We start from the raw sequence: 22,635 nt of genomic DNA on the forward strand, positions 1-22,635 counted from the left end.
GGCCAGGGACAGGGGCAGGCTCACAGCACGTGCGCCGCATACCTCTCCGCCGTCTCCGCCAGGACGGCCGCGCCCTCGCGCTCCCACTGGGCCTCGTTGAAGATCTCCACCTCGGCGGGGCCGGTCCAGCCCGCCGCGGTGACCGCCGCGTGGAACCAGCGGAAGTCGACGCTGCCGTCGCCGAGTTGACCGCGGCCGAGCAGTACCCCGGCGGGCAGCGGGGTGATCCAGTCGGCGAGCTGGAAGGAGGCCAGGCGGCCGCCGGCGCCGGCCCGGGCGATGTCCTCGCCCGCCCGGTCGTCCCACCACAGGTGGTAGGTGTCGACGACGACGCCGACCTGCTCGGCGGGGAAGCGCTCCGCGAGGTCGAGCGCCTGGCCGAGGGTGGAGACCACGCAGCGGTCCGCGGCGTACATCGGGTGCAGCGGTTCGATCGCGAGGCGCACCCCGGCCGAGGCCGCGTACGGGGCGAGGACGGCGAGGGCGTCCGCGACCCGCTCCCGGGCGGCGCCCAGATCCCGGTCGCCCTCGGGCAGGCCGCCGGAGACCAGGACCAGGGTGCCGGTGCCGAGCGCCGCCGCCTCGTCCACCGCGCGCCGGTTGGACTCCTCGGCGGCGGCCCGGGCGGCCGGGTCGCGGTCGGTGAAGAAGCCGCCGCGGCACAGGCTGGTGACGGTGAGCCCGGCCTCGCGCACCAGCCGGGCCGCCGCCTCGACCCCGTACTTCTGCACCGGCGCCCGCCACAGGCCGACGCCGCCGATGCCCGCCCGGGCGCAGCCCTCGACCAGTTCGGGCAGCGACCACTGGCGGATGGTCTCCTGGTTGATGCTGAGGCGGGAGAGGTCGGGCGGGTTGCTCATCGGGGTACTCCGTGGACGTGCAGCAGGGCGGACATCCGCGCCTCGGCGAGCTGCGGGTCGGGGAACAGGCCGAGGGTGTCGGCGAGTTCGTAGGCGCGGGCCAGGTGCGGCAGGGAGCGGGCCGAGTGCAGCCCGCCGACCATCGTGAAGTGGGACTGGTGGCCGCCGAGCCAGGCGAGCAGGACCACGCCCGTCTTGTAGAAGCGGGTCGGCGTCGCGAAGAGGTGGCGGGCGAGCGGGGTGGTCGGGTCGAGGAGGGACCGGAAGCGCTCGGCGTCCCCGGTGTCCAGGGCCCGTACCGCCTCGGCGGCGAAGGGCGCGAGCGGGTCGAAGACGCCGAGCAGGGCGTGGCTGAAGCCCTGCTCGTCACCCGCGATCAGCTCCGGGTAGTGGAAGTCGTCGCCGGTGTAGCAGCGCACCCCGACCGGCAGCCGCCTGCGCAGGGCGATCTCGCGGTCCGCGTCGAGCAGCGAGACCTTGATGCCGTCCACCTTGTCGGGGTGCTCGGCGAGCACGGCGAGGAAAGAGTCGGTGGCGGCGTCGAGGTCCGTCTCGCCCCAGTAGCCGTCGAGTTGAGGGTCGAACATCGGCCCGAGCCAGTGCAGGACCACCGGTTCGGCGGCCTGGCGCAGCAGCGAGCCGTAGACCTTCAGATAGTCCTCGGGGCCCTGGGCCGCGGCGGCGAGCGCGCGGGAGGCCATCAGGACGGCCTGGGCTCCGCAGCCCTCGACGAAGGCGAGCTGCTCCTCGTAGGCGGCGGTGACCTCGGCGAGGGTGTGCGGTCCGGGGCCGAGCTGGTCGGTGCCGACCCCGCAGGCGAGCCCGCCGCCGACCGCGCGCGCCTCGGCGGCCGAGCGCCGGATCAGCTCCTTGGCGCCCGCCCAGTCCAGGCCCATGCCCCGCTGCGCGGTGTCCATCGCCTCGGCCACCGCGAGGCCGTGCCCCCACAGATGGCGGCGGAAGGCGAGGGTGGCGTCCCAGTCGACGGCCGCCGGGTCGTCGGGGCCGGTGTCGGCCAGCGGGTCGGCGACCACATGGGCCGCGGAGAAGACCCGCCGGGAGGCGAGCGGCGGTCCGCCGGGGGCGAGGGTGAGCGCCCGTCCGCTGGGCCGGTAGTCGCGCAGGGAGCCGCCCGGCGCGGGGAGTCGCAGGGTCACAGCGTCAGCTCCGGTACGTCGAGGCGGCGGCCCTCGGCCGAGGAGCGCAGGCCGAGTTCGGCGAGCTGCACCCCGCGGGCGCCCGCGAGCAGGTCCCAGGACCAGGGCTCGTCGAGGACGACGTGCCGCAGGAACAGCTCCCACTGGGCGCGGAAGCCGTTGGTGAACTCGGTGTTGTCCGGGACCTCCTGCCACTGGTCCCGGAAGGACTCGGTGACCGGCAGATCGGGGTTCCACACCGGCTTGGGGGTCGCCGAGCGGTGCTGCACCCGGCAGTTGCGCAGCCCCGCCACCGCGGAGCCGTGGGTGCCGTCGACCTGGAACTCCACCAGCTCGTCGCGGTTGACGCGCACCGCCCAGGAGGAGTTGATCTGGGCGACGGCGCCGCCCGCCAGCTGGAAGACGCCGTACGCGGAGTCGTCGGCGGTGGCCTCGTAGGGCGCGCCCCGCTCGTCCCAGCGGCGCGGGATGTGGGTGGCGGTGAGCGCCTGCACGGTGGTGACCCGGCCGAAGAGCTCGTGCAGCACGTACTCCCAGTGCGGGAACATGTCGACCACGATGCCGCCGCCGTCCTCGGCGCGGTAGTTCCAGCTGGGGCGCTGCGCCTGCTGCCAGTCGCCCTCGAAGACCCAGTAGCCGAACTCCCCGCGCACGGACAGGATCTCGCCGAAGAAGCCGCCGTCGATCAGGCGCTTCAGCTTGAGCAGGCCCGGCAGGAAGAGCTTGTCCTGGACGACGCCGTGCTTGACGCCCGCCTCGTCGGCGAGCCGGGCGAGGGCGAGGGCCCCGGCGAGCGTGGTGGCGGTGGGCTTCTCCGTGTAGAGGTGCTTGCCGGCCGCGATCGCCTTCTTGAGCGCCTCCTCGCGGGCGGCGGTGACCTGGGCGTCGAAGTAGATGTCGATGCTGTCGTCGGCGAGCACGGCGTCCAGGTCGGTGGACCACTCCCCGAGGCCGTGCCGCCCGGCGATCTCGCGCAGCGCGTGCTCACGCCGCCCGACGAGCACCAGCTCCGGCCAGAGGGTGTCCCCGCCGCCGAGGTCGAGCCCGCCGTCCTCGCGCAGGGCGAGCAGGGACCGGACGAGGTGCTGGCGGTACCCCATCCGGCCGGTCACGCCGTTGAGGGCGATACGGATCGTTCTGCGCGCCATGTCTGGACCTCACTCACCGGATAGAAAGCGCTTTCTACATGCGTACGCTAGCCCCTCGCGGAGCGGTGGACAAGCGTGGGGGCGGACGCGGGCGGCGCGGAGGGGCGCGGGGCGCCCGGGGCACGGAGAGGCCGGTCGGCGGCACGGTTCCTCGGCCCGGGCCGGATCGCCCCGGCCCGGCCTGAGGCCCTAGGTCCCGAGGTCCTGCTCCGCCCAGACCACCTTCCCGGTGGCGGTGCGGCAGGAACCCCAGCTGCGGCAGAGCATGTTGATGAGCTGCAGGCCGCGGCCGCCCTCGTCGCTCACGTCCGCGTGCTGGATCTGCGGCAGGTCGGGACCGCTGTCGGAGACCTCGACCACCAGGCGTTCGCCGCGCAGCAGCCGCAGCTGCCCGGGGCCCTTGCCGTAGCGCAGCGCGTTGCCGACCAGCTCGCTGACCACCAGCTCGGTGACGTCGGCGAGCTCGTCGAGGTCCCAGGCGGCGAGCTGCTCGGTGACCCGGCGGCGGGCGGTGGAGGCGGCGGTGCCGTCGCCCGGCAGCTCCCAGACCCGCAGCTCGGTACCGGCGGGCGGGGCCTGGCGGGCGACCAGGAGCACCGCCTCGTCGAAGCGGGACTCGCCGGTGGGCGCGGAAGCGAGCAGACCGCCCTCGTCCAGGCGCCCGATCGCGAGGTCCTCGGCGGCCTCCCGCAGGCGCTCCAGCTGGATGTGCACATCGTCCTCGCGGGTCTTCACGAGCCCGTCCGTGAAGAGCACCAGACGGCTGTCCGGCGGCACCGGCACCCGCAGCGGGTCGTACGGGATCACGCCCGCCCCGAGCGGCGCGCCGACCGGCACCGGCAGGAAGGCGGCGGCGCCGGACTCCTCGCGCAGCAGGGGCGGCGGGTGGCCCGCGCTGGCCAGGGTGTAGCTGGAGTCGGCGGGGTCGTAGACGGCGCACAGGCAGGTGGCGACCTGCTCGTCCTCCAGGTCGCGGGTGGCCATCTCCAGGCGGGCGAGGACCCGCTCCGGTGCCATGTCGAGCATCATCAGGGTGCGGGCGACGGTGCGCAGCCGCCCCATGGTGGCCGCCGCGGGCAGCCCGTGGCCCATCACGTCGCCGACCATCAGGGCGGTGCGGCCGCCCGGCAGCGCCATCACGTCGTACCAGTCGCCGCCGACCCCGCGGGCGTCCATGGCGGGGGCGTAGTCGGCGTGCACCCGCAGGCCCGGGGTGTGCGGGGTGGCGCGCGGCAGCAGGCTGCGCTGGAGGGTGACCACGTGCTCGCGCTCGCGGCCGTACAGGCGGGCGTTGTCGATGAACACCGCGGCCTTGGAGGCGAGTTGCTCGGCGAGGGCCAGGTCGGTGGTGCTGAAGGGCGGGCTGCCCTGGGCGCGGACGAAGTCGGCGGTGCCGAGGAGGACGCCGCGGGCGATCAGCGGGACGGCGAGGTAGCTGTGCACCCCGGTGCGGCGCATCTTGTCGGCGGCGCTGTCGGTCGGGGCGACCCGGTCGAAGTCCTCGTCGGCCATCCGGCTGACCAGGACCGGCTTGCCCTGCCGCAGGCAGTAGCGGTGCAGCAGGGTCTCGCGCTTCATCTCGGTGCGGACGATGGTCTCGCCGACCGGGGTGGGCTCCAGGGAGGCGAGGGAGTCCACGGCCTGGACCGCCATGGCGCGGCTGTCGGGGATGCCCGCGCCGGTCCAGCGGGCGCCCTCCTCGCCGCGCAGCACCGCTTCGAGGAGGTCGACGGCGGCGGCGTCGGCGAACCGGGGCACGATGAACCGGGCCAGCTCCTCGGCGGTGCGCTCCAGGTCGAGGGTGGTGCCGATCCGGGTGCTCGCGAGGTTCAGCCAGGCGAGCCGGGAGCGGGTGGTGAACTGCTCGGTCCCCGCCCCGCGCCCGCGCCGGAAGCGCAGGCTCCGGCCGGTGGAGTTGTGGGTGGTGGAGGCATTCTGCGCGGCGAGCCGACTGGTCAGTCGCCGATTGCGGCTGCCGCCGTTCACCGTCCTGTCCTCCCCGTCACTGTCGCGGGCGCCCCCGCCCTTTCGAGTGTGCGCCCGAACCGGCGCGGATGCCTGCCGTGCCCGGCGGGGCCCTTCGGTACGCGGACACTCATCGTAACCGCGCCACCCGGAAGTGATCCCCTGGCTGCACGGCGGGATTCCCGCGGATATCGGGCCGCGGGCACCGGGCGGCCGGTGCGGGCCGCCGCGGCCGCGCCCCGCTCAGGCCGCCTCGTACTCGCTCTCCAGGGACTCCTTGAGCCGTGCGAGGGTCACCCGCATCGTCCTGCGGTTGTGGGCGGACCGGTCGCGTACGCCGCTGACCAGGGTGCTGAGGACCCACATCAGGGGGCCGCGCTGGTCCACCCAGGTCTCGGTGACCTCGGTGGAGCGGCCGTCCGCGGTGGGGGCGAAGGCGTAGCTCCACTCGGCGACCGGCAGGCCCACGCCCCGCACCTCGAAGGTGAACCGCCGGCCGGGCTCGGCGGCCGTGACGGTGCACCGGGTCGACCAGGGGGGCCGCCGGGCGACGGCGTTGCGCCCGGTGAAGCGGTCGCCCGCCTGGAGCCCGGCGGCGCCGACGTCCTTGACCTGGGCGCCGGTGCACTCGGGGCTCCAGCGGCCCATGTCGCCGACGTTCGCGACGGCCCGGTAGACGGCCTCCGGGGGCACGGCGATACGTATCGACTCCGAAACCGGCTGCTCCATGGATGCGGTCCCTTCCCTTCCTCGGCCGCGGTGGCCCCGCTCTGCCGCCGCACAGGTGACGCGGCCCCCGAAGGCTCACCCGTGAAGCGCCCCGGGGCAAGGGGTCGTGGCGGACGCCACGTTCCTGATGGAGCGTCAACTTCTGGGCGGGGCACGGGAAGTGGGGTCCCGCACCACCCGCCGGGCCGGTTCACCTGGTACGGAACACCTCGGCCCGCACCCTTGACGGGTCCCGGGGCCGCCCCTAGCTTCGCTTCATCTTTCGCAGGCAGAGCGGGCGATCGACGGGACCCTGAGTCGAAGTGGTGAAGCCATGGCAGTGATCAGACGACGTACCCTCCTGTCCGCCGTGGGCGGCGCGGCCGTGGCCTCCGGCGCCGCGGTCCAGGGCGCCGCCGCGAGCGGGGCACCGGCCGCGGCGGGTCCGGCGCCGCTGGCGCCCGGCCCGCACGACGCGCGGATCGGCGCGCTCCTGAAGCGGATGACCGTCGAGGAGAAGCTGGGCCAGCTCCAGCAGCTGCCGTGGACCTGGGACACCGGGCCCGGCGGCGGCGAGACCAAGGAGATCGAGGACGCGGCGCGGGCCGGCCGGCTCGGTTCGGTGCTGAGCATCCTCGGCGCCGAGGCGACCAACGCGCTCCAGCGGATCGCGGTGGAGGAGTCCCGGCTCGGCATCCCGCTGCTCTTCGGCCTGGACGTGATCCACGGATTCTGGACAACGTTTCCCATTCCGCTCGCCCAGGCCGCCAGCTTCGACCCCGAGGTCAGCGCCCTGGACGCCGAGGTCTCCGCGCGGGAGGCCCGCTCCAACGGCGTGCACTGGACCTTCGCCCCGATGATGGACGTCACCCACGAGCCGCGCTGGGGCCGGATCGCCGAGGGCAACGGCGAAGACCCGTACCTGACGGCCGAGTTCGCCGCCGCGAAGGTCCGCGGCTACCAGGGCAAGAACCTGCGGGCGAAGGACCGGGTGGCCGCCTGCGCCAAGCACTTCGTCGGCTACGGCGGCGCCGAGGGCGGCCGGGACTACAACACCGTCGACGTCTCCGAGTCGCGGCTGCGCAACCACTACCTGCCGCCCTTCAAGGCCGCCCTGGACGCGGGCGCGGCCACCGTGATGGCCTCCTTCAACACCGTCAGCGGGGTCCCCGCGCACGGGAACACCCACACCCTGACCCAGATCCTCAAGCGGGAGTGGAAGTTCGGCGGGGTCGTGGTCAGCGACTGGACCGGCGTTCAGGAACTGATCCCGCACGGCTTCGCCGAGGACGGCGCGGACGCGGCCCGGCTCACCCTGAACGCCGGGGTGGACATGGAGATGACCAGCACCCATCTCGTCGACCACGGTGCGAAGCTGCTCGCCCAGGGCGCCATCAGCCGGGCCCGGCTCGACGAGGCGGTCACCCGGATCCTGCGCCTGAAGTTCACCCTCGGCCTCTTCGAGAAGCCGTACGTGGACGAGTCCGAGGCGATCGACGAGCCGAGCGCGAAGGCGCGGGCGGCGGCCCGGCAGACCGGCGCCCGTTCCATGGTGCTCCTCAAGAACGAGGACGGGGCGCTGCCGCTGAGCACCTCGGTGGGCTCGATCGCGGTGGTCGGCCCCTTCGCGGACTCGGCCGATCTGCTGGGCACCTGGGTCATCCCCAAGGCGCAGGAGCGCTTCCCGGCCGGGAAGATCCTGGACGCGGTGAAGAAGGCCGCCCCGAAGGCGAAGGTCACCCACGCCCGCGGCACCGACCCCGAGGGCGAGGACACCGGCGGCATCGCGGCGGCGGTCGCCGCGGCGAAGGCGGCCGAGGTCACCGTCGTGGTGGTCGGCGAGCCCGCGGCGATGAGCGGCGAGGCCGCGGCGCGCAGCGACATCACCCTGCCCGGCGCCCAGGAGAAGCTGATCGAGGCGGTGGCGGCGACCGGCCGCCCCTACGTGGTGGTCCTGGTCAACGGCCGCCCCCTGGTCCTCGGCGACTGGCTGGCGAAGGCACCGGCCGTCCTCGAGGCCTGGCACCCGGGCGTCGAGGCGGGCAACGCGGTCGCGGACGTCCTCTTCGGCAAGGTCAACCCGGGCGGGAAGCTGCCGGTCACCTTCCCGCGCTCGGCCGGGCAGATCCCCGTCTACTACAACCACGAGAACACCGGCCGCCCCTACGACCCGGAGAACAAGTACACCTCCAAGTACCTGGACCTGGCGCACGGTCCGCGCTTCCCCTTCGGCCACGGGCTGAGCTACACCCGCTTCGAGGTGGGCGCCCCGCGCCTGGGCGCCGACCGGATCTCCGCCGCGGCGCTGCGCGGCGGGCGCACGGTCGAGGTCACGGTCAGCGTGCGCAACACCGGCAAGCGCGCCGGGGACGAGGTGGTGCAGCTCTACGTGCACGACCTCGCGGCGAGCCTGGCCCAACCGGTGCGCAGGCTGCGCGGGTTCCGCCGGGTCACCCTGGAGGCGGGCGAACGCACCACGGTCCGCTTCGCGCTGGGCGCCGAGGACCTCGGCTTCTGGACCAACTCCCCCGAGGGCGAGTTCCTGGTCGAGCCGGGCGCGATCGACGTGTACGCGGGCGCCAGTTCGGCCACCGAGCAGAAGCGGACACTGCGGATCACCTGAGGGCGGCGGGGCCGCACCATCCGAGGACGGTGGATCCGCGTGACCTGAGGCGGGGTCCGCCCGGCGCGATGCCGGGCGGACCCCGCCTCAGGGGTCTCGGGGGCTCAGGGGCTCCGGGACCTCAGGAATCGGCCCGCTCGGTCGGCGGCGTCAGCGTCCGGCCCTGACCCCCGCCTCGCCGACCGGCACCGTGGTGCGCACCCGGTGCGCCAACTGCGCCGTACCGGCCGCGACATCGACGGTGTACGCCTCCAGGGTGAGCGCCTCGGCGCTCGCCCGCAGCAGCATGAACCCCCGGGCGGCGAAGTCCTGCCAGGCCGCCGGGTGCGTGAAGTGGGCTGTGCCGTCACCGGACTTGGCGGCCGCCCCGCAGACCACCGGCCGGGTGCCGCCGGTGCGCACGGTCGGCTCCAGGATCTGCAGGGTGTGGTCGTGCCCGGACATGATCAGGTCGGCCCGCCCGCAGACCACCTCCTCGTACAGCTCCTTGAGGTGGATCCCGCTGGTGTAGTCCCCGAAGGTGAAGCCGTCGTACGAACCGGCGCTGCCGTGCTTGCCGTTGTTCAGGTACGGGTGGTGGCTGAGCACGATCTTCCAGCGCGCCCGGGAGGCGGACAGCGCCCCGTCCAGCCAGGCCCGCTGCTCGCGCATGTACGGACCGTCCCAGTGGTAGTACGGGTCGAGCTGGATCACCGAGGAGGCCACCGGGTTGGAGTCGATCCCGAAGAACTCGACCAGCGGCGCCCCGCCCTCGGGCAGCGCGACCTGGTAGTAGCGGCTGGGCATGTACCAGCGCGAGGAGGTCCGGGCGTAGGCCACCTCGCGGTCGCCGCGGGAGGGGTCGCCGCCGCTGCCGGGGATGAGCCCGGAGCAGTCGTGGTTGCCGAGGACCATCAGCCAGGGCACGTCGATACCGGTGTTGGGCGCCTCGAACTTCTCCTGGAACTCGGAGTCGTCGTCGGACTCGGGGCCGTTCTCGTAGATGTTGTCGCCGAGGCCCACGGCCAGCTGGACCCCCTCGGCGCGGCAGACCTCGCGGGCGGCGGCCGCCACCGCGTACTGCTCCTCGGCGCCGGTCCCGGCGTCCCCGGTGACCAGGACGGCGAACTCCCCCGCGCTGTTCGGCGCGGTGGGGAGCGGGAACTTCTCCACCGCCGCCCGTCCGGCGGCCGCCGCCGGGAAGCCCGTGGCGCCCGGCAGCACGGTGAGCGCGGCCGCGCCCGCCACCGCCCCGCCGAGCAGCGAACGGCGCCCCACCAGGCGCGCGGTGCCGCCGGGGGCCTCCCCCGGCGCCGGGGCCTCCCCCGCCGCCGCCTTCGCGTCCAGCCACTGCCGCTCGGTCATGTCCGCGCTCGGCGGTATCAGGTCATCGCACATGGCGACTTTCTTCTCATGCCGACCGCCACGGCTGATGGCGAATCCATGAAGAGAGCGTGTACGTGGCGTGTGCCCCGGGGTCCTGGCGCCAACTACGGGTAGTCCCGGGGCACTTGGCGCGGCACCGGCGCCATTTTCTGCGTATGCGTAGCCGATGCCCTCCTGATTGTCGTGCCCATGAGCACACGAGCAGAGTGCTCGTCACCCGGCCGACCCGCGGCGACGACCACGGCCCGTGCGGCGCGCCGGAGACGGACAGGAGCACACCCCCCATGAGTGCACACCCACGCGCGCTGCGCCTCGCCCTGGGCCTCGCGGCGGTGGCCACGGCCGCCGTGCTGCCGACCACCGCCGAGGCGGCCGCCGCGGGCAGCCCCCACACCGCCGTCGCCGCCTACGCCCAGGGCGGGGACACCGGCGGCGGGGACTTCTCCGAGCTGGTCCTGCGGGCGGCCCGCGCCAAGCAGGCCGCTCAGCCCGGACTCCAAACCGTGACCCTCACGTACAACGACTCGGCGGCGCCCGGCTACCAGGAGATCATCGACGCCAGCACCGAGATCTGGAACAGCTCGGTGAGCAATGTGCGGCTGGAGGAGACCGACGGCAAGGGCGACTTCCTCTACCGCGAGGGCGAGGGCCAGGGTTCGCACGCCAGCCGCGACGGCGGCTTCGTCTACCTGGACAGCAGGCAGATGGCCGACGAGGGCTTCGACCCCACCCGCGTCGTCGCACACGAGACCGGGCACATCCTGGGCCTGCCCGACCACTACGCGGGCCCGTGCAGCGAGCTGATGTCCGGGTACGGCGGCGGCGCGGGTCCCGACTGCGCCAACTCCCGGCCCGACGCGGACGAGCGCGCCGAGGTGGACCGGATCTGGGCCGGACGGTGACGGCGCCGCCCCGGGCAGCGGGCCGGTGGCGGCTCCCGGGGGCGCGGACGGCCCGGCGCCCGGCGCCGGGCACGCCCTGAGCGGCTGAACGGACCGCGCCGCGGGGGCGGCCACCCACGCCCCCGCGGCCGGAGCCGCTCACGGCGGAAGGCGCCGGTGGACGGGAGACTCCTCACCCGTGCACCGGCGCCTTCGGGTTCCGGGGAGTTCGGGAGGACTCCTCACCCCTGCGCCGGAGCCTTCGGGTTCCGGGTGGTTGCGGAGCCGGGGGTTCAGGCCCGGGCGTCCGGAGCGTCCCGTCTTCCGGCGGCGCCCTGGTCCGGCGGCTCGGGGGGCAGTGCGGCGAGCCCCGCCCGGGTCTGCGCCCCGGTCTTGCGCATGGCGTGCGCGATGTGCTGCTCGACGGTGCGCGGCGACAGATGCAGCGTCAGCGCGATCTCCCGGTTGGTCAGGCCGGAGGCGGCGAAGCGCGCGACCTCCTCCTCGCGCGGGGAGAGCCGGCCGCCGTAGCTGGGCCTGCCGCGCGGGCGGCGCTCCTCGGGCGGCTGGAGGTCGCGCAGCACCGCGCGCACCCGTGCCGCGTCCCAGAGCGCGCCGAGTCCGCTCAACTCGGCCACCGCGCGCTGGAGTTCGCCGAGCGCCCGGTCCGTCCCCGCGGCGGCGGCGAGGGTACCGGCCCGCTCCGTCGCGAGCGCCGCCAGATAGGGCCGGGGCAGCGCGGCGAAGGCGGCACCGGCACCGCGGAAGCGGCCGACCGCCTCGGCCACCTCGCCCTCGGCCTCGGCCAGCGCTCCCCGGCACCACTCCAGGGCGGCGCTCGCCGCGGGGGCGTCCCTGCCCTCCAGGCCCGCCGCGAACTCCTCGGCCATCGACCGGGCCTGCTCCCGCTGCCCCATGCCGAGCACGGCGTCCAGGGCCCAGGGCGCCGACTCGGCGGCCCACACCCAGACGCCCTTGGCACGCAGCCGCCGCCAGGCCACGGCCGTCTCCCCGGCCGCCTCCTCGCGCTGGCCGCGGGCGAGCGCGAGCCGGATGCGCAGCGCGGAGGCCATCGCCATCACCGTCACCGGCGCGGCGTTCTCGGCGGGCGCGTGGGGCCCGTACAGGCGCCGTTCGACCTCGGCCCAGTCGCCGCGGGCCAGCGCGAGCCCGGCGAGCGCCATCCCGGGCAGCCCGCTGAGCATCGGCATCCCCTCGGACTCGTCGGCGAAGGCCCGGGCCTGCTCGGGCAGGTCCTCCCAGTGACCGGTCATCCAGTCGCAGAGCAGCTGGGCCCCGCGCCCGCTGGCGACGTTGTACGGGGTGCCGGTGCGCCGGGACAACTCGATGCCCTCGGCGAGCAGTCGCGTGGCCAGCGCGTAGTCGCCGATGCCCACCGCGTCCTCACCCGCGTTGACCAGACCGCGGGCCGCGTGCTGGCGGCAGGCGAGCAGTTCGTGCGCGCGCGGCAGCCGGTCGAGGAGGGCGCGGGCCGCCGGGTGGCCGGTGCCGAGGAGCGCGCTGAGGCGGTTGGCGAGCACCGCGGCCCTGGCGACCTCGTCCCCGGAGCGCTCGGCCGCCTCCTCGGCACCCTCCAGCCACCGCATGTTCTCGGCCAGCGAGAGCCCGGGCCAGTCCGGCATCGCCAGATGGGACATGGCCCGGGAGGCGAGGGCGGGGCGGTCGGCCAACTCCTCGACGGCGCGGATGAGTTCGGTGTTGCCCTCCAGGGGCTGCCCCGCCTGGTTGCTCAGGAGCATGCCGAGGTCGAGCCGGGCCTCCCCGCGTACCCCCCGGTCGAGGTCCGGATCGTCGATGATCTGCCGCAGGACCTGCACCGCCCGGTCCGAGCGGGGGCCCTCCAAGGCGTTGTGGGCGAGCAGGATCGCCAGCCGGTCGCGCAGCTGCCGGGGGACCCGGGCCACGGCGAGGGTGCGTTCGAGGAGGCTGATCGCGGCCAGGTGGTCGCCGGTCCCCCCGTAGTGCCGGGCGGCGCGCTCCACGGCCCGCAGCCACAGCCGCAGCTGCCGGGCGCCGCGGCGGTGCCCGGCGACCCGCTCCCAGGGCACGGGCTGCTCGCGGCCCAGCATCTCGGCGGCGGCCCGGTGCAGCCGCTCCCGCACGGGCCCCGGCAGATGCTCGCGGACCGCCCGCGCGGCCAGCGGGACCCCGAAGCGGTAACCGTCCTGCCCGCTCTCCTCCAGGAGCCCCGTCGCCAGGGCCGCGGTGAGCGCCGCCTCGTGGTCGGGGCAGCGGGAGACCGCGGCCAGCTCGCCGGAGAGCGCGGGGGCGTCGAGGACCGCGGCCGCCTCCACCACCGGGCGGTAGGGCCCGGGCAGCGCGGCCAGCCGCCGCAGGGTCAGGGTGGCCAGGCGCGCCGGTACCCCGGCCTCGTCCACGTCCTCCGCGGTACGGGGCCGGGTGTCGCCGTCCGCGGGGGCGCAGAGCCCGAGCAGATCGACGAGCACCTGCGGGTTGCCGCCGGAGCGCGCGTGCAGCCGTGCGGTGAAGCCGGGGCCGCACAGTCCGGGCCCGAGCGCCGTCCGCGCGAGGTCCCCGGTCCGCTCCTCGTCCAGGGGCGCGAGGCGGTGCCGCAGCACGGTCAGCCGGGCGGGGTAGTCCCGCTCCCGGCCCCAGGGCAGACCGGGGACAGGGAGCTCCTCCGGCCGGTAGGCGAGCACCAGGGTGAGGTCCTCCCGTACCGGCCCGTCGAGACACCCCCACAGGGCGTTCAGGGACTCCTCGTCCGCCAGGTGCGCGTCCTCGGCCACCAGGACGAGGGGGTGCGCGGGCGGGTCCGAGGCGAGCGCGGCGAGCAGGCTCTCGGCGGGGGGCCGGAGTGTCCCGTCGGGGCGGCCCGGCTTCCCCTCACCACGAGCCGGTTCGCGTGTCCGCAGGCCGGTCGGGGTGCAGTCGAGGAGGTGGTGCTCGGCCGCCGCGAACTCACGGCATTCCAGGAGCCGGGTGAGCAGGGCGCTCTTCCCGGTTCCGGCCGCGCCCTCGACGAGGAGGAGTACGGGGCCCCGGGTCCGGGCGCGCGTGGTCCGCAGCCGCCACCAGCGCTCTCGTGCGGGGCGGGCACCGTCCGCGCCGACCGCTGTGCCCTCTGTCATCCCTCGGTCCGGTTTTTTTACGTACCCGTACATCAGTCTGCCCCGATTGAGATGCCCGCGCAGACATGGGGAGAGTGGCCGCATAAGCGGACGTTTCGGACATGGAGTCCCGAAGGCTCCCGGAGCGTCGCACGGCAGGAGGATCCCGTGACCAGTCCCGAGTCCCCGACGGGGACCCCGCCCGCGAGGGACCACCCGGAGGCGGCACCGGCCCGGGGCGGCGCACCGTTCGCGGTGTGCGCCCTGACCGCGGGCCCCGCAGCGATCCCGCGGCTGCGGCGGTTCGTACGGCATCTGGCCCGCGCCTGGGGGCTCCCGGAGGACCTGGCGCACACGCTCGGGCTGGCCGCCACCGAACTCGGCACCAACGCGCTGCGGCACAGCGGCAGCCCGCAGCTGACCGTCACCCTCCGGCTCCGCACGGGAGCCGCGGTCCTGTCCGTCGCCGACGCGGGACGGTGGCTGCCCGCACCCCGCGAGGCGCCGCCGGAGGACGCCCGGACCGCGGCCGCCCTCCCCTGCGGGGGCCGGGGGCTGCACCTGGTCCGGTCCTGTGCCACCCGGTGCGAGATCCACCGCGGGAGCACCGGGACCACGGTGACCGCCGTCTTCGCCATACCGCCTCCTGGGTCCGGCCCGCCCGCCGCCGGCGACGAGGCTCCCGAGGGGGCCCCGGGCGCGGTCGCGCGCTGTGTCCGGCAAGACGACGAGGCGGCCCCGCGCGTTGCACCGCGACGGCGGCCGGGGAGTGAACCGGCTCACATCGCAGGGCGTACGGACCGCGGATTCCTGCCCCGGTTGTCCACCGCGCCGGGCGCCCACTGAGAACCGGGGGCGCGCGCACTCCCGGCGCCCCGGCGCGAACGCCATACGCACCCGGCGCCCGGACGCCGCGCGCTCTCCGCCTCAGGCGAGTTCAGGCCAGCTCAGCGCCGTCCAGCCGCAGCAGCTGGTCCAGGCTGGTGGCGGGGTGGCCGGTCAGCCGGGGTACCGCGTCGCTCACCGCGGCCAGTTCACCGGCCGCGATGGCGGTGTACGTGGAGACCCAGGCGTCCAGCTGCCAGTCGGGGGCGCCGAAGGAGCGGCGCGAGGCGTAGGCCTCCTCGACGGTCTCCGGCCGGTAGGCGATCTCGCGGCCGAGGTGGTCGGAGAGCAGGGCGGCGACCTCGTCCAGGCCGAGCGCCTCGGGGCCGGTGAGGTCGTAGGTGGCCCCGAGGTGCCGGGGGGCGTCGCTCAGCACCGCCACGGCCGCCTCCGCGATGTCGTCCTGGGTGACCACGGCGGCCCGGCCGCGTCCGGCGGGGCCCCGGATGATCCCGTCCTCGCCTACCAGGCCCGGCATGAAGTCGGCGTAGAGGTTGTCCCGCAGGAAGGTGAAGCCGAGCCCGGAGGCGCGGATGTGCTGCTCGGTCGCCCAGTGGTCGCGGGCCAGGGTGAACGCCGCCTCGGGCGAGGCCCCCTGGAAGGAGACGTACACCAGGTGCGCCACCCCCGCCTCGACGGCGGCGTCCACGAAGCCGCGGTGCTCCCGGACCCGGTCGGCGGACTCGGAGGCCGAGACCATCAGCACCCGGTCGACCCCGCGCAGCGCCTCCCGCACCGCCTCGCGGTCGCCGAAGCTGCCGGGCACCGCGCGGGCGCCGGGCAGCTCCGGGGCGCGGGCCGGGTCGCGGACCACCAGGGTCTGCGGGGTGCCGGAGGCGGCGATGCGGCGGGCCACCCGCCCGCCGAGACGGCCGGTGGCGCCGGTCACCGCGAGGGTGGGGGCGGGATCCATGGGGGCGGGGCCTTTCCTGAGGTGCCGTCGGGTGCGCTCCGAGCCTAGGGCCGCCGGTCCGGCCCTGCGCGTCGTCGCCCGGAAGGCGGCTCGTCGTCCGGAAGGCGGCGGACGCGCGTGGTCGGGCAAGACCTAGAACGGGGTGCGGTGCCCGTCCCGCCGGGGCCCGGGTGCCCGGCGCCGCCCCCGCGCCCAGGCGAGCAGCACCACCGAGCAGAGCGCGGCGAAGGCGCACCAGGTCGAGATGAACTCCAGTCGCCAGAGCAGCCCGCACAGCAGCGCCCCCGCCGAGGCCAGCGCGCCGAGCAGCACCAGCAGGCGGTCGCGGGAGAGCAGCAGCGCGCCGAGGGTGGCAAGGAGATAGCCCGCGAGCAGGAGTTCCGGGTACGGGAGCCCGATCGCGTACGCCATGGTGTGGCCCCGTACCTCCGCGCGTACGGTCCGGGTCAGGAGCACCTGGGTGAGCGCCGCCGCGGTGGCCGTGCCGAGGACGAGCAGGGGCAGCAGCCGGCGCCGGGTTCCGGGCCGGGCGGCGCAGAGTACGCCGAGCGGGACCCAGAAGGGCAGCAGGGGAAGGGCGATGACCGCCCAGGCCACGGTGGCGGGGCCGGTGCCCCCGTCCGCCCGCCAGATCACCGACTCGATGATCTGGTGCGCGCCGAGGAGCAGCGGGAGCGCGGCGAGCGGCAGATCACCGGGCCTGCGGACGGCGGCGACGGAGGCCGCTCCGACCGCGGTGACGGCGGCACCGGCCACCAGGTCGGCAGTCGCACTCCAGCACATGGCGCCTCATGCCTCCGGTCCGCGGACATCACCGTCGGATCCGAAGACTAGGGTCTGCTCTCCCCCGTCGCGCGCCCGTCGAGGGCGGGGCGGCCGAAGCCCTGACCGGGCATCCTCCGGCTCACCGGTCGTCCCGGGAGGAGCCGGCGGATTCCTCGTCCTCGGGGCACCTCTTGTGCGAGTAGTTGGTGCAGCCGGCCGCGGAGGACGAGTCGTGGTGGTGTTCGTCGTACGGCTCGCCCGGGTTGATGCCCTGCTGGCAGCGGACGCAGATCATGCGACGGTCCTCTTCCTGCGGTGCTGGGCCGAGGAGGCGCGGCGGGCCTCGGTCCAGGTGGTCTTCAGGCCCCGGCCGGTGCAGCACAGCTCACCGCCGGGTGCCTTGCGGCAGCGGGCGCAGTCGACGAGGTGTGCCAGGAAGAGGTCGTAGGCGTCCTGCACGATCATGCCGCCCCGCCTCCCCGGCCGCGTCCCGCCGGTTCACCGGACCGGGACCGCGAAGGGCCGAGGCAGGTGCGCCCGTAGGTTCCCGTCCCCGGCTCGGGTGGCGGGTTCCCCTGCCCGGCCACCGCTGCCTCGTCGCACGACCGTGCTCTCGCACGCAGTGCCACCGTGTTCATCGGGACTCCCTCGAAAACGTCCGCGCGGGTGGGGGTGGGCGGCGCGCACGTGATCGGTTTCGTTTCTGGAACTGCCCCCGGAGAGAAGCTGGTCGTGGTCTCTGCCGCCGTCCGCCGGTCAGGCCCGGCGGACGGCGCCGCCGTGGTGCTCGCGCGAGGTCACGGCTTGATGCCCACCCCCGCCCACAGGCTGATCTGGGTGTCCGTGGGGGTGTCGGCGCCGTCGGGCTGGGCGGGCCGCCAGCGGTGGCAGATGGCGAGACCGGGTTCGAGCAGGTCGAGCCCCTCGAAGAAGCGGGCCACCTCCGCCTTCGTACGGAACCGCACCGGAGTGCCCGCGCCGTTGTAGACGGCGGCGAGCTTCTCCCAGGTGGGCGGGTCGAATTCGGGTGTGGCGTGGCTGAGCGCGAGGGCGCTGCCCGAGGGCAGGGCCGCCATCAGCCGGCCGACGATGCCGTACGGGTCGGCGTCGTCGGTGACGAAGTGCAGCAGCGCGTTCAGCGACAGGGCGATCGGCTGGGACAGGTCGAGGACCTCGCCCAGCTCGGGCGCGTTCAGCAGCGAGTCGGGGTCGTGGAAGTCGGCCTCGATATAGGCGGTGCGGCCCTGCGGTGAGCTGCGCATCAGGCGCTCGGCGTACTTCAGGACCAGCGGGTCGTTGTCCGCGTAGACCACCCGGGCCTCGGGGACCACCGACTGCGCGACCTGGTGCACATTCGGTTCGGTGGGTATCCCGGTGCCGATGTCGAGCCACTGGCGGATGCCGTGCTCCTGGGCCAGCGCCCGGGTGGCACGGTGCATGAAGGCGCGGTTCTCCCGGGCGCAGGCGAAGACGTTCGGATTGGCCTCGGCGGCCGACTCGGCGGCCTGCTTGTCGATCGCGAAGTGGTCCTTGCCGCCCAGGTAGTAGTCGTACATACGCGCGGAGTGCGGCCTGGTGGTGTCGAGATCCCGGCCGAGGTGGGTGCTGCTCATCCTGTCCCTTCCAGAAGATGTACTGCGGTGTGCCGGGTGGCCCGGGGCCTGAGGTGGCCCGTCGCCTTTCCCTCTCTGGCATTGCTGGTGGTCCGCTGTCCGCCGGATCCGGCCGTGAGGTGGTCGGCCAGGCCCTGCTTGACGCCCTGGACGAAGGCGCCGATCTCCTCGGGCGTGTAGATCAGCGCGGGCCCGGCCGGGTCGGTCGACTGGCGTACCGCTATCCGTCCGTCGGCGAGCAGCTTGGTCTCCACGCACTGGCCGCCGTTGGGACCGCTCCACGGCCGCTCCCAGCCGTGTTCGCCGAGGTCCGTGGCGGGCATGCCGTTGTAGACGCTGCCGTCGGCGATGCTCATGAATACTCCTTGCGCATGCGGTTCAGGAGCGCCTTGCTCTCCTGGGAGGAGGTCAGCAGGGACATCCTGTTGTGCGCTTCGAGATGAGCGACGACGTCCTCACGCTGGTCCATGTACATGGAGGCCGAGAGGACCTCGCTGTAGACGATGTCCGGCAGCTCCGGCTCTTCGAACCGGAAGTAGGTGAAGGGGGCGCAGGCCCCGACATGGGCGCCGACGGTGAAGGGCAGGATGTCGATGCTGACGTGCGGCAGCTCCGAGACCTCCAAGAGGCGGTCGATCTGCTCGCGCATCACCTCGGGGCCGCCGACGACCCGGTGCAGTACGGCTTCCTCCATGACCACCCAGAGGGTGGGCGCCTGCTCCCGGTCGAGGAGCCCCTGGCGGCGCAGCCGCAGGTCGACCCGGCGGGCCAGCTCCTCCTCGGGGCCGTGCGAGAGGCCTCCGCTCAGGACGGCGCGGGCGTAGGCGCGGGTCTGCAGCAGCCCGGTGACGTAGTGCGGCTCATAGGTGCGCAGGGTGGTGGCGCCGGTCTCCAGGCTGACGTAGGCGGTGAACCAGGTGGGCACCACATCGCGGTAGACGTGCCACCAGCCGGGCTTGTTGGCCTGTTCGGCCAGGTCGACGAACTCCTCGATCTCCTGCTGCCCGGCGCCGTAGGTCTCCAGGAGCTTCTCGACGTAGAGGGGCTTGAGGGCGACTTCGGCCTTCTCCAGGCGGCGGATGGTCAGCGGCGTCACCCGCAGGGCCTTGGCGGCGTCGTCCAGGGAGGCTCCCGCGCTCTGCCGCATGTCCTGCAGCCTGCGGCCGAGGATCATGCGCAGCACCGTCGGCGCGCTGGTGCCGGCGCCGGATCGAGCTTCGCTCACGCTCCGCCTACCTCCTGAGGGTCAGTCAACATTCCGAGTGTGACAGCGACTTGATGATCTCGCTAGCCCGAGAGCGTCCTTCTGAAAATATCAGGGTTCCGGTTGCAGCATGAACTGCCCTGCGAGCATAGTTGCGTCTGTGAGCGAGCCCCTCCGATCGGACAGCCGGCCGTCAACTCGCGGCTACGGCTGGGGAGTTGCACATTCGGCGTCGAGGCAGCAGGTCGAGCCCGGCCCTGCGTCCGCCTTCCGTGCCGGGCGCCCGCTCAGGTCCGTCCTCCGCACCGCGTCCGCCCTCCCTGGAAAGCGATCAACGTGACCCCCCACATGGTCTCTTCGCCCCGCCCGTTAGCACTCCCCTACCCGCCCCGGGAGCACTGGTTCGGCCTCTCCTCACTCCGTACGAACATGCGCGTCGCGCGGGACACCGTGCGCGGAAGGCTGCGCGCCTGGCAGTTGCCCGGGGAGGTGTGCGCGGACGCGGTGCTGCTCGTCTCGGAACTGGCGACCAACGCGGTCGTCCACTCCGGGAGCAGCCGGGTGCTGTGCGGGCTCTCGCTGACCTCGGGGACCCGGCTGCGGATCGAGGTGCACGACGAGGGGCAGATGGCGGTCTGCCCGCCCGGCGCCCAGGCGGGCCCGGAGGACGAGGGCGGCCGGGGTCTGCTGATCGTGCAGCAGCTGGCGGACTCCTGGGGGGCGGCCCGCTCGACCCGCACCGGGGGCAAGGCGGTCTGGGCGGTCCTGCGGTTCGATCTCTGAGCGGGCCGCACGTCCCCGTCCGGGTGAGGCCGGACGGGGATCCACTCGCTATTCCGGGTCGAGGTCCCGGGCGCTCAGCGCGAGGTTGTTGCGGACGGTGAAGAAGGGCTTGACGCGGGTGGTGCCCCGGACGGGGTGCGGGTGCAGCCGGACCGGGAAGACATCGGTCCTCTTGCGGTCGACGCCGTCGCCGGTGATGCGCCCGAGCGGGACGGGCCCGGCGTCCGCGGCCGTCTCCAGGGCGAGGTCCCAGACGTCGTGCGCGACCGCCCGGTGCGCGAGCGCGGTGCGGTACGGGAGCACGCACCGGAAGACGTCCTCGCCGAGCGCCTCGACCGGCACCGTGAAGTCGTGCTCCGCCCCGGCGCGGGAGGCCGCCCGCACCCGGGCCCCGTCGAGCGGGACCTCGGCGAGGGTGAGCAGATGCGCGGTCAGGCGCGCGGCGTCCTCGCCGACCCGCAGCTGCCCGACCTCCGCGTGCGCCGGGCGGCGCCAGGTGCGCAGCGCCAGATAGCCGTCCTGGGTGGTGTACGGGATCCAGGCGGAGACGCCCTGCGCGTCCAGGACCGGCGGCCGTCCGAGGAGCCGGGCCTGCTCGGTGAGCCCGGAGACGAGCCGGACCCGCCGGCCCGTGCCGTGCTCCGCGAGGTAGCAGTCCCAGCGGCCCTCGGCGAGCAGGTGCTCGCCCTGCTTCAGGGTGACCCCGAGCTGGCGCGGCTCGAAGGCGCCCGGCGGGCGCAACGGGGTGCGGATCTCCCGGTGTTCGGGATCCCGGCGCAGCCTGGCGACAAAGTCGAACTCCCCGGGGTCCAGGTCCGGCGCCTCGAACCGCACCTGGACCCCGCCCTCGGAGGTCGCGCGGGCGAAGGCGAGCGGGGGCAGGGGCGCGGGGTGGTCCTCGGGCGCCGCGGCGGCCCGGCGCGGTCCGCTCCGCGCCGCCGGGGGACGCAGCGCCGCGCGCACCCGGCCGAGCAGCCCCGGGCCCCCGGCGCCGCCGCGGGCGGTGCGCAGCGCGGCGAAGAGGTCCTCGTAGGCGCGGGCGCAGGCCTCGGGGGCGTAGGCGGCGGCCCTGGCGCGGGCGGCGTCGCCGAGGCGGCGGCGCCGGGGTTCGTCGGACATCAGGGAGCCGAGGGCGCGGGCGTAGGCGGCGGTGATCTCCTCCTCCGTGCCGTCGAGGGGGACCAGGAGCCCGTCCCTGCCGTGGCCGATGATCTCGCTGGGCCCGTGCGGGCAGTCGGTGGCGACCACCGGCACCCCGCAGTGCATCGCCTCCACGATGGTCATCCCGAAGGACTCCATGTCCGAGCAGACCGCGGCGACCGAGCCCTTGGCCCACTCGGTCTCGATCGGGGCGACGGCGCCGCGCAGGAACACCCGGTCGTACAGGCCCGAGCGGTCGATCTGCTCGCGCAGCCGGGCGCGTTCGGGGCCCCGGCCGTACAGCCTGAGGGTCCACTCCGGGTGGTCCTCGGCCAGCATCCCGAAGGCCCTGATCAGCCGGTCGTAGCGCTTGACGTGGACCAGGCGCCCGGCCGCGACGACCACCTTGGAGTCGAGGCTCGCGGGCTCGGTGCCGGGGGCGGGTACGCCGTTGGGCACGCAGCGGATCTCGGTGGCCGCGCCGGGAAGGGCCGCGCGGTACTGGGCGGCGTCGGCCTCGGAGACCGTGACGAAGGCGTCGAGTGCGCGGATCGCGGCGTTCTGGTCGCGCTGGAGCCGGTCGCCGTGCGCGTCGAGGGAGAGGTGCTCCTGGCCGATGCGCAGGGCGCGGCGGCGGCCGTGGCGGGCGAGGTAGCCGTTGAGGATCGGGCGGGTCGCGATCACCACGTCGGCGTCGGTGCGCTGGAGGAAGGCCGCGATCCGCCGGTCGTGCCGGGCGGTGTAGCGCAGGGTGCCGAAGTCCACGCCCGCGTCGGGGAACATGGTGTTGCCCGGCTCGGGCGGTGCGTCCGCGTCCGGTGCGCCCTCGCGCACGTCGAGCAGCGAGGTGAGCCGCACCCGCGGGTCGAGCGGCAGCCGCGGGGCGTCGGCGACCCGGTGCACGCTGACGACCTCGACCTGGTGGCGGGCGGCCAGCGCCCCGGAGAGGTTCGCCGTCGAGCGGATGGTGCCGCCGATCCCGAAGGCGTTGTGGATCAAGAACACGATCTTCACTGCTCACGCCCCCGGGCGCCCAGGCCGCGCTCCCGCCCGCGGGCGGTTCGCGGACCACCGTTCCCCGCGCACGCTGCGCGGGGCTGCCCGGCCGCGCCCTCACCGTGCGCCGACCGGCCGGGACATTAAGTCACGTAATGTCGGATTCAGTCAAAGAAGGACGGTTTTCTTCGTGTCGCCGCCAACTCCACTGCGGCGAGGGGGTGTTGACGGTCTCGGCCGAGGCCGCTCCCGTCCGGAGAGCCCGCCCCGGCCGGCGGGGTCCGCGGCCGGGTGCGGGCTCCGGTCGGGACTCAGCCCATCGGCCGGGCCTCGCCCGGGCCCGGGCGGTCCGTCTTCTCGCTCTGCTCCTGGAGGTGGCGCGCCTTGTTCTCCAGGCGCTCGCGCGCCTCGGGGTCGCTGCTGCGCTCGGCGGCCTCCCGCAACTCCTGGGCCTTCTGCCGCATCTGCGCGGCGCGTGCGCCCGGTTCGTCCGCAACGCTCATGATCACTCCTGTGGTGAGATGCCGTCGGCGTATC

At 74.7% G+C, this 22,635-nt stretch carries 19 protein-coding genes and 1 pseudogene; 4 read left to right on the forward strand and 16 right to left on the reverse strand.

Annotated features, from left to right (window positions below; translation table 11 throughout):
- Window positions 1-20: 20 nt before the first annotated feature.
- The 5 genes from MID12_RS03975 to MID12_RS03995 all read right to left on the reverse strand — a co-directional run bounded on the left by MID12_RS03975 (window position 21) and on the right by MID12_RS03995 (window position 5,859).
- Window positions 21-860, reverse strand: coding sequence for a sugar phosphate isomerase/epimerase family protein (locus MID12_RS03975; RefSeq protein ID WP_263164922.1), 840 nt, complete (start codon window positions 858-860; stop codon window positions 21-23).
- Window positions 857-2,017, reverse strand: a complete 1,161-nt coding sequence (locus MID12_RS03980; protein WP_040246742.1) for a dihydrodipicolinate synthase family protein — start codon at window positions 2,015-2,017, stop codon at window positions 857-859. Before MID12_RS03980 ends, MID12_RS03975 begins: the two co-directional genes overlap by 4 nt.
- Entirely contained in the window at window positions 2,014-3,165 is a 1,152-nt protein-coding gene (locus MID12_RS03985; RefSeq protein WP_040246743.1) for a Gfo/Idh/MocA family protein, read from the reverse strand. The genes MID12_RS03980 and MID12_RS03985 overlap by 4 nt, the downstream gene beginning before the upstream one ends.
- A gap of 189 nt (window positions 3,166-3,354) precedes the next feature.
- Window positions 3,355-5,151 carry a SpoIIE family protein phosphatase gene (locus MID12_RS03990; RefSeq protein ID WP_040246746.1) on the reverse strand — a complete coding sequence of 599 codons (1,797 nt, stop codon included), beginning with the start codon at window positions 5,149-5,151 and terminating at the stop codon, window positions 3,355-3,357.
- A 222-nt stretch (window positions 5,152-5,373) separates the two neighbouring features.
- Window positions 5,374-5,859 carry an SRPBCC family protein gene (locus tag MID12_RS03995; protein ID WP_040246747.1) on the reverse strand — a complete coding sequence of 162 codons (486 nt, stop codon included), beginning with the start codon at window positions 5,857-5,859 and terminating at the stop codon, window positions 5,374-5,376.
- A 313-nt stretch (window positions 5,860-6,172) separates the two neighbouring features.
- Between MID12_RS03995 and MID12_RS04000 the strand changes: the two genes are divergently transcribed.
- A complete protein-coding gene (locus MID12_RS04000; RefSeq protein WP_263164927.1) occupies window positions 6,173-8,461 on the forward strand; it encodes a glycoside hydrolase family 3 N-terminal domain-containing protein in 2,289 nt (762 codons plus the stop codon).
- A gap of 150 nt (window positions 8,462-8,611) precedes the next feature.
- Here the strand turns inward: MID12_RS04000 and MID12_RS04005 are convergent, their stop codons facing one another.
- On the reverse strand, window positions 8,612-9,838 hold the full coding sequence (locus tag MID12_RS04005; protein ID WP_263164928.1) for a metallophosphoesterase: 1,227 nt from the start codon (window positions 9,836-9,838) through the stop codon (window positions 8,612-8,614).
- A gap of 272 nt (window positions 9,839-10,110) precedes the next feature.
- Between MID12_RS04005 and MID12_RS04010 the strand changes: the two genes are divergently transcribed.
- Window positions 10,111-10,728: a snapalysin family zinc-dependent metalloprotease gene (locus MID12_RS04010; RefSeq protein ID WP_263164929.1), complete on the forward strand. Its 618-nt coding sequence runs from the start codon at window positions 10,111-10,113 to the stop codon at window positions 10,726-10,728.
- A 272-nt stretch (window positions 10,729-11,000) separates the two neighbouring features.
- Here MID12_RS04010 and MID12_RS04015 read toward each other — a convergent pair whose 3' ends face one another.
- Window positions 11,001-13,820 carry a LuxR C-terminal-related transcriptional regulator gene (locus MID12_RS04015; protein WP_263164931.1) on the reverse strand — a complete coding sequence of 940 codons (2,820 nt, stop codon included), beginning with the start codon at window positions 13,818-13,820 and terminating at the stop codon, window positions 11,001-11,003.
- Between the two features lie 147 nt (window positions 13,821-13,967).
- Between MID12_RS04015 and MID12_RS04020 the strand changes: the two genes are divergently transcribed.
- Window positions 13,968-14,645: an ATP-binding protein gene (locus tag MID12_RS04020; RefSeq protein ID WP_263164933.1), complete on the forward strand. Its 678-nt coding sequence runs from the start codon at window positions 13,968-13,970 to the stop codon at window positions 14,643-14,645.
- A 91-nt stretch (window positions 14,646-14,736) separates the two neighbouring features.
- Here the strand turns inward: MID12_RS04020 and MID12_RS04025 are convergent, their stop codons facing one another.
- From MID12_RS04025 to MID12_RS04055, 7 genes and pseudogenes are all read right to left on the reverse strand, one after another.
- Window positions 14,737-15,597 (reverse strand): SDR family oxidoreductase, encoded by an 861-nt coding sequence (locus MID12_RS04025; protein ID WP_040246752.1) that lies wholly within the window; start codon window positions 15,595-15,597, stop codon window positions 14,737-14,739.
- A 132-nt stretch (window positions 15,598-15,729) separates the two neighbouring features.
- A complete protein-coding gene (locus MID12_RS04030) occupies window positions 15,730-16,380 on the reverse strand; it encodes a DUF6629 family protein (RefSeq protein WP_263164935.1) in 651 nt (216 codons plus the stop codon).
- Window positions 16,381-16,501: 121 nt separating this feature from the next.
- Complete coding sequence (locus MID12_RS04035; protein ID WP_159392983.1) at window positions 16,502-16,657, reverse strand: hypothetical protein; 156 nt, start codon at window positions 16,655-16,657, stop codon at window positions 16,502-16,504.
- Complete coding sequence (locus MID12_RS04040) at window positions 16,654-16,827, reverse strand: hypothetical protein (protein ID WP_159392984.1); 174 nt, start codon at window positions 16,825-16,827, stop codon at window positions 16,654-16,656. Before MID12_RS04040 ends, MID12_RS04035 begins: the two co-directional genes overlap by 4 nt.
- A gap of 332 nt (window positions 16,828-17,159) precedes the next feature.
- On the reverse strand, window positions 17,160-17,975 hold the full coding sequence (locus tag MID12_RS04045) for an SAM-dependent methyltransferase (RefSeq protein WP_263164938.1): 816 nt from the start codon (window positions 17,973-17,975) through the stop codon (window positions 17,160-17,162).
- Between the two features lie 107 nt (window positions 17,976-18,082).
- A pseudogene (locus tag MID12_RS04050) lies at window positions 18,083-18,331 on the reverse strand (DUF397 domain-containing protein); the annotation flags it as partial.
- Window positions 18,328-19,200: a helix-turn-helix domain-containing protein gene (locus tag MID12_RS04055; protein WP_040246757.1), complete on the reverse strand. Its 873-nt coding sequence runs from the start codon at window positions 19,198-19,200 to the stop codon at window positions 18,328-18,330. The pseudogene MID12_RS04050 and the gene MID12_RS04055, both read right to left, overlap by 4 nt.
- Before the next feature lie 408 nt (window positions 19,201-19,608).
- Between MID12_RS04055 and MID12_RS04060 the strand changes: the two genes are divergently transcribed.
- Entirely contained in the window at window positions 19,609-19,962 is a 354-nt protein-coding gene (locus MID12_RS04060) for an ATP-binding protein (RefSeq protein ID WP_246342152.1), read from the forward strand.
- Between the two features lie 48 nt (window positions 19,963-20,010).
- Here the strand turns inward: MID12_RS04060 and MID12_RS04065 are convergent, their stop codons facing one another.
- Window positions 20,011-22,116, reverse strand: coding sequence for a glycosyltransferase (locus MID12_RS04065; protein WP_263164941.1), 2,106 nt, complete (start codon window positions 22,114-22,116; stop codon window positions 20,011-20,013).
- Between the two features lie 293 nt (window positions 22,117-22,409).
- Entirely contained in the window at window positions 22,410-22,601 is a 192-nt protein-coding gene (locus MID12_RS04070) for a DUF6381 family protein (protein WP_040246760.1), read from the reverse strand.
- Between the last annotated feature and the right edge of the window lie 34 nt (window positions 22,602-22,635).

The sequence above is a fragment of the Streptomyces sp. SCSIO ZS0520 genome (genome assembly GCF_025643355.1).
Taxonomy (GTDB): domain Bacteria; phylum Actinomycetota; class Actinomycetes; order Streptomycetales; family Streptomycetaceae; genus Streptomyces; species Streptomyces physcomitrii.

What these genes read in the sequence shown, in the direction of transcription:
- MID12_RS03975 (WP_263164922.1), bottom strand. Translation starts at nt 860, where the DNA reads ATGAGCAACCCGCCCGACCTCTCCCGCCTCAGCATCAACCAGGAGACC.
- MID12_RS03985 (WP_040246743.1), bottom strand. Translation starts at nt 3,165, where the DNA reads ATGGCGCGCAGAACGATCCGTATCGCCCTCAACGGCGTGACCGGCCGG.
- MID12_RS03995 (WP_040246747.1), bottom strand. Translation starts at nt 5,859, where the DNA reads ATGGAGCAGCCGGTTTCGGAGTCGATACGTATCGCCGTGCCCCCGGAG.
- MID12_RS04000 (WP_263164927.1), top strand. Translation starts at nt 6,173, where the DNA reads ATGGCAGTGATCAGACGACGTACCCTCCTGTCCGCCGTGGGCGGCGCG.
- MID12_RS04005 (WP_263164928.1), bottom strand. Translation starts at nt 9,838, where the DNA reads ATGTGCGATGACCTGATACCGCCGAGCGCGGACATGACCGAGCGGCAG.
- MID12_RS04010 (WP_263164929.1), top strand. Translation starts at nt 10,111, where the DNA reads ATGAGTGCACACCCACGCGCGCTGCGCCTCGCCCTGGGCCTCGCGGCG.
- MID12_RS04015 (WP_263164931.1), bottom strand. Translation starts at nt 13,820, where the DNA reads ATGACAGAGGGCACAGCGGTCGGCGCGGACGGTGCCCGCCCCGCACGA.
- MID12_RS04025 (WP_040246752.1), bottom strand. Translation starts at nt 15,597, where the DNA reads ATGGATCCCGCCCCCACCCTCGCGGTGACCGGCGCCACCGGCCGTCTC.
- MID12_RS04030 (WP_263164935.1), bottom strand. Translation starts at nt 16,380, where the DNA reads ATGTGCTGGAGTGCGACTGCCGACCTGGTGGCCGGTGCCGCCGTCACC.
- MID12_RS04035 (WP_159392983.1), bottom strand. Translation starts at nt 16,657, where the DNA reads ATGATCTGCGTCCGCTGCCAGCAGGGCATCAACCCGGGCGAGCCGTAC.
- MID12_RS04040 (WP_159392984.1), bottom strand. Translation starts at nt 16,827, where the DNA reads ATGATCGTGCAGGACGCCTACGACCTCTTCCTGGCACACCTCGTCGAC.
- MID12_RS04045 (WP_263164938.1), bottom strand. Translation starts at nt 17,975, where the DNA reads ATGAGCAGCACCCACCTCGGCCGGGATCTCGACACCACCAGGCCGCAC.
- MID12_RS04060 (WP_246342152.1), top strand. Translation starts at nt 19,609, where the DNA reads ATGCGCGTCGCGCGGGACACCGTGCGCGGAAGGCTGCGCGCCTGGCAG.
- MID12_RS04070 (WP_040246760.1), bottom strand. Translation starts at nt 22,601, where the DNA reads ATGAGCGTTGCGGACGAACCGGGCGCACGCGCCGCGCAGATGCGGCAG.